3 protein-coding genes and 1 tRNA gene are annotated in these 6402 nt (G+C 41.2%); all 4 read right to left on the reverse strand.

What is annotated here, in order from left to right:
• Positions 1-76 precede the first annotated feature (76 nt).
• The 4 genes from H5088_RS02735 to H5088_RS02750 all read right to left on the reverse strand — a co-directional run bounded on the left by H5088_RS02735 (position 77) and on the right by H5088_RS02750 (position 6358).
• Positions 77-3160, reverse strand: a complete 3084-nt coding sequence (locus H5088_RS02735) for an efflux RND transporter permease subunit (protein WP_182695411.1) — start codon at positions 3158-3160, stop codon at positions 77-79.
• Positions 3157-4473, reverse strand: a complete 1317-nt coding sequence (locus H5088_RS02740) for an efflux RND transporter periplasmic adaptor subunit (protein ID WP_182711835.1) — start codon at positions 4471-4473, stop codon at positions 3157-3159. Before H5088_RS02740 ends, H5088_RS02735 begins: the two co-directional genes overlap by 4 nt.
• Positions 4463-5878 carry a TolC family protein gene (locus H5088_RS02745; protein WP_182752163.1) on the reverse strand — a complete coding sequence of 472 codons (1416 nt, stop codon included), beginning with the start codon at positions 5876-5878 and terminating at the stop codon, positions 4463-4465. The genes H5088_RS02740 and H5088_RS02745 overlap by 11 nt, the downstream gene beginning before the upstream one ends.
• A gap of 404 nt (positions 5879-6282) precedes the next feature.
• Positions 6283-6358, reverse strand: a tRNA-Thr gene (locus H5088_RS02750).
• Positions 6359-6402 lie beyond the last annotated feature (44 nt).

Genomic DNA, 6402 nt, shown 5'->3' on the forward strand with positions numbered 1-6402 from the left:
TTTTTATAATTTTTGGCAAAAAAAAAGCTGCAAGCAATTTCTTACTTACAGCTAAATTTTAAATGCTTACGCTTATTTACTTAAACCAACCTTGAAAGCGCTCCATCATCATGTAGTTTATTGGCACTAACAATAAAGTAATAAAGGTCGCAAAAATAATCCCAAACCCTAGACTTACCGCCATAGGTATTAAAAACTGCGCCTGAGTCGCTTTTTCAAATAATAACGGCATTAAGCCAATAAAGGTCGTTAAACTAGTTAGCATTACAGGGCGAAAACGCGATGCACCTGCAATTTTAACCGCATCTAGTAATTTGCCGCCTTCACTGCGCTTTTTATTGATAAAATCAACTAGTACAAGGGAGTCATTTACTACCACCCCAGTTAAAGCGAGCATACCAAGCAAGCTCATAATGGTTAAATCCATGCCCATAATCCAATGCCCGACTACAGCACCTATCATGCCAAATGGAATTACACTCATTACTATAATTGGCTGTAAGTAAGATTTAAGCGGTATTGCTAATAGCGCATAAATTATGAAAAATACAAACACAAGCGCCCAAGCCAATGACCCAAACGACTCTCGCTGCTCTTTAGCCTCACCTTCTAGTTTGTAATCTACTCCAGGATATTGCTGCATTAATTCATCTAAATACTCCGTTAGGTCAGCCTGAAGTATGGTCATGTTGGTGTTATTTTTTTCGATATCCGCTGTTACATTTAAAGTACGGTAGCGGTCTATTCGGTTAATAGTTGACGGGCTTTGCCCTGCGGTAAGGGTTGCAACATGCGATAACGGCACCGAGCCACCAGTAGGTGTATTGATGAGTATATTTTGTAAATCGGCTACAGAGCGGCGCTCGTCTATGGGCAAGCGTACCATTACTCGTACATCATCACGTCCGCGCTGAATACGTTGGACTTGCGAGCCAAAGAACGAGTTACGCACTTGACCTGCAACATTGACTCTATTTAAGCCCAGCGCTAAGCCTTGCTGCGTAAGCTCTATTTGTAACTCTTCTTTACCATCAGACATGCTATCGGCAATATCAAATACCGTTGGGTAGGTCGATAAACGGGTTTTAATGTGATCAGCCACGTCTTGTAAAATAGTCAACGAAGTCCCGCTCAGCTGCACGTCAATTGGGTCAGAACTTCGGCCAATTTCAGCTCTAAACGTTAAGCTTTCAGCGCCTGGAATGACACCAATTAAATCGCGCCATTCGCTGGCAAGCTCTCTTGATCCTATGTCTGATTCACGCTTTTCAGCCGGTGTTATTTCAAAGCGTACAGAACCTGAATTAGATACACCACCGCGCCCACCTGTTGTGGCTAATATATTTAAAATAACGCTTTCACCTGTATCTGGGTCGCGGTATTTTTCTTGTAATTGCTGCGCCTTTTGCGACATATCAATTACGTATTTATTAGTGACTTCAAACGGCGTACCTGTTGGTAGTGTTAAGTTAACGCGGACTGTTTCGCTTGGTATACGCGGGAAAAATACAAACTTAGTCCAACCACTAGTGATCATGGTTAAAATTATTATAAACACACCAACAAACAAACTTACCGAAGCCAATTTATGGCGCAGTGCTAAATTTAAAGTGGGTTGGTAGTATTTTAAAATCGCGTTTTCAAATCCATCTGCAAAACGCTGTTGAATAACATCAAACTTTGAAGGTTCGCCTTTTTCGTGGCGTAGTTTTATATATTTTAAATGTGCGGGTAGTACAAATTTAGATTCAATCAATGAAAACAATAATACCGGAATAACCACTACCGGTATTTGTGCAAACAAAGCACCGCGCGCCCCTTCAATAAAGGCCAAAGGTAAAAAGGCGGCAACGGTAGTTAATACACCAAATGTTACTGGTGTTGCGACTTCTTGAGTACCTAAAATTGCAGCCTGCTCGCCCGACTTAGCTGTTTTTAAATGGGTATAGACATTTTCGCCAGTAACTATGGCGTCATCAACAACAATCCCAAGTACTAATATAAAGCCAAATAAGCTCATAATATTAAGGGTTACGCCAAATATAGGCATCGCTATAAACGCGCCCATAAACGAAACCGGAATACCAATAAATACCCAAAATGCAATTGCAGGTCGTAAAAACAAAGTAAGCAAAGCAAGTACTAAAATACCGCCTTGTAGGGCATTGGTCGTTAGTGTGGCAATTCGACTTTTAACCAGCTCCGAATCATCATCCCAGTAACTTAGTTCAAATCCTTGTGGAAGGGAGCTTTGTTGCTCTTTTATGTAATTTTTAACTTCGTCAGCAACAGTAATCGCACTTTGCGGACCAATTCGATATACGTCGATAAATGCAGCCTGCTTACCATTAAAGCGAGTGCGTACTGGGGTTTCTTCAAAATCGTCTTTAATTATTGCAATATCGCCTAAACGAATAATAGTGCCGTCAGCTTGGTTTTTAACAACAATATTGGCAAATTCATCTTTACGATATGCTTGCCCTTTAGAGCTTATAAGTACGTCCCCACCTTCAGTTTTTAAGTTACCAGCAGAAATATCAGAGCTTGAATTAGCAATGGCACTCGATATTTGTGCCAAACTTAAATCGTACTGGCGAAGAACGTCTTGGCTTACTTCAATGGCAATTTCGTAATCACGAACACCACTTAGCTCTACCTGCGTCACATTTGGTAAACGTAGAATTTGATCGCGTACTGTTTCTGCGTATTCACGGGTTTCTTTTTCGCCGTAATCACTTGATACGGTAACCGCGATAACTTCGCGAATTCGCTCCGCAAGCGCGACTATTGGCTTTTCAGCATCGGCTGGAAAGGTGTTAATTGCATCTACACGACTTTTAATATCGGCTAAAAGCTCACGCGGGTCGTAGCCCGTTTCAACTTCAATTGTTACAGAGCCTGAGCCTTCAGAAGAGCGGCTAAATATTTGCTTAATACCTTCTAAATCTTGTACGGCTTCTTCTATACGAATTGTTACGCCTTGCTCTACATCCTCTGGTGTTGAGCCGCGCAAACTTACGTTCACGCTTATCATGTCGGTTTCGAATGAAGGGAATACTTCAAGCGGTATTTTAGTCGATAAACTAAAAAGCCCCGACAGCAGCAACGTTACTAGCAATAAGTTAGCAGCAACATGGTTTTTGGCAAACCAAGCTATCATGGCTTATCTCCTTGCTTTGCTGGACGGCGTTTTTTTAACTCTTCAACACTAATACCAAGCTCTTTTGCTTTTTGTTCAAGCTGCTCTGGAGTCAGACGCTTTCCTTTACCTTGCCCATTCACTCCACGGCTTTTAGGTTGATCTGCGCTTTGTTCACCTAAAATACTTACTTGAGTTCCTGAACTTACTTGGCCAAGTGGAGTAATAACAAGCTTATCATTTGCGTTTAAACCGGTTTTTATCATCGCCTGAGTCGCATTTTGCCAAGCTAGTGTGATGTCTTTGCGCTTAAGTACGCCACCTTCAACAATGTAAACGTACGTTCCTTGATAAATTGTACTGTTAGGAATTATAAGTGCGTTAGATACTGTTCTGCCGGTAATTTGCGCTTTTATATACTGCCCAATTTTTATTGGGTACTGGTTATTTGCTGTTGCTTTATACGGGTCATTAATTTTAGCAACTACATAAAGCTGCTGTGCGCCTTCATCTATAGCACCTTCTGTGCGTGCTAATTGACCTTGCCACGTTTGCTCACCTACTAAGTCAGAAGTAAATTTAACAATTGAACCCGCTTGGTTTTTAGCACCATCGCGATACTGCTCTGGTAAATTTACAAATGGGAGATCTTTATTTTTAATTGGTAAGCGAATCTCAACGCTATCGATTGCGTAAATGGTTGCTAACTGCGTGTTGTTAGTAACAACTTGCCCTAAATCAACACTGCGGCTAAGTATACGCCCCGCATATGGCGCCGTTACTTTAGTGCGCTCTAAATCAAGCATCGCTTTTTCAAGTGCTGCCTGAGCCGATAAAACCTCAGCTTCAGCGGCTGCTAGTTGTGGCTCACGTAGTACTAAGCTGCTTGCCTGATTTGAGCCGCCAAGGCGCTTCCAATCGGTAATAGCTTGTTGCCCACGCGCCTTCTCTTCTAGCAAACCTTGCTCTGCGGTTAATAAATTGGCTTGAGCAGATTTAACTTCAGCCTGATGATCTCTGTCGTCTAGTTTTAAAAGTACATCGCCTTTTTCAAAAAAACCGCCTTCTCTAAAGTCATCACTTACTTCAATTATTTGCCCAGATGCCTGAGCCACTAACAAACTTTGTGTACGTGGTTTTACCGTACCGTAGCTGTCTATCATAACTTGATAATTTTGTGGTTTTAGCTCAAGCGCAGCCACACTTATTGATGCCTTCGGAGGTGTCCCAAAGCGTTTAGCCTCTGGAGGATTCCCCTTAATAAACATAACAATTAAAATTGTGGCAACAATAACCACCGCTGGAATAATAATTTTTGCTGTTTTAGTTTTCATCGTTATTGCTCTTTAGTTCACTTGAGGGCTTTGCAAAATCACCACCAAGGGCAATGTGTAGGTTAATTCTATTGGCTATTAATTGGTTTTTAATATCGATTAAGGAGCTTTGCGCGTCAAAAGAACGGTCTTGGGCATCAAGCACTGTCGTGTAAGTTACCAAGCCACTTTGATACTGCTCAAACGACAATTGCTCTGCAGCAAGTGCGTTTTCTTGTGCCTCTAACGTGCTTGTATATTGAGCTTTGAGGGACTGCTGCTGCGAAATTGCATTTTCAACATCACCAAATGCGTCATAAAGCGTTTGTAAATAAAGCTGCTCTTGCTTTTGAGTATTAAGACGCGCTATTTCTTCGTTGGCTTTTAAGCGCCCACCTTCAAAAAGTGGCGCTGAAATACTACCTAACAAAGACCATGCAAGGCTTGATGGAGAAAACAAGTCGCTTACTCTGTCTGTACTATCACTTAATGAAGCTGTTAAATCTAAACTTGGAAAGCGTTGTTTGTGCGCATATGCCAATGATGCGTCGGCTGCTAAAAGCTCATACCAACTTGCACGTAGAGTAGGTTTTCGCGTTATAAGCTCAGAAGGTAATCCTAGAGGAATATCGGTATTAATAACAGGTAAGTCACTACTAGCAGTAATAGCGCCTTTTGGGTATTCACCAAGTAAACGCTCAAGTACACGTGCTGATGCCGATAAACTCGCTGTTTGAGTGGCAATGCGAGAGCGTTCATTATTAAGCTCATTACGCGCTAAATACACATCGAGCGCTTCGTTTATGCCTTGGCGATAGCCAGCTTCAATAATATCGAGATTTTGTTGTGAGTTGGCTTCGCGACGCTTAAATAAATCCAGTAATTGCTGCGCCGTAACCACATCAAACCAACCTGTTACTACATCAGCAACAAGTTGCTGTTTAGCTTGCTCAAACCGTGCCTGCTGAGCTAAATAGTTAAGATTAGCTTCGCGCTTGGCGTCAGAGAGCTTACCCCATAAATCAACCTCGTAAGTTAAGTTTAAACTAGCTGAGCTTGCGTTGTCGTAACTTACAGGGCGGTTGTCTTTACTACGGCTTGTACGTGTTGATAAATCAAGGCTTGGCCAAAGTGCAGCGCCCGAGACTATAAGTTGCTGCTTTTGAATTTCAACATCATAACTCGTTTGCAAAAGCTGTTGGTTATTTTTAAGTGCTTGTTGTACAAATTTATTAAGCGTAGGATTTTGTAATTGTGTAAGCCATTGCTCTTGTACTTTTAATACTGAGCTTGATGCTTCTTGCTGCCATTGCTGAGGCATATTATTAGGGACTTGCATGCGCTGAGACGAGTTTAAATCACTCGCACAGCCGCTGAGCAGCATCACACTAATTGCCAGTAGGGTTGGCTTGCATTGCCAAATCATAATTAAACCTAAATTACTGCTATTTATGAACGTAATTCAAGCACTTTGGCAAATTTTGCTCAACTTACTTTACATAACATTACATAGCTAGCGATGAATTAACATAATAGCCAGTTATACGGTAAAAATGAGTAAATGATCAGCAATTTTTAATACTAAAATTAACTTTTTGTAATGTGTTTAAGAGATTAACTATACAAAAACAAAAAAGCCCCGCTATAAGCGAGGCTTTTAAATAAATGGTGCCGACTAACGAAGTCGAGCGGGTAACTTATACAGACTACTGATTACAAGTTAGTTGCTTTAAGTTACCTAAAATAAATGGTGCCGACTAACCGAGTCGAACGGATAACTTATACAGACTACTGATTACAAGTCAGTTGCTTCAAGTTACCTAAAATAAATGGTGCCGACTAACCGAGTCGAACGGTTGACCTACTGATTACAAGTCAGTTGCTCTACCAGCTGAGCTAAGTCGGCACACAAAACTGTGTGCTAAGGCACGTTCAATTTTAAAGATTGAG

This window comes from Pseudoalteromonas sp. SR43-3 (assembly GCF_014163875.1).
In the GTDB taxonomy this organism is placed as follows: Bacteria; Pseudomonadota; Gammaproteobacteria; order Enterobacterales; family Alteromonadaceae; genus Pseudoalteromonas; species Pseudoalteromonas distincta.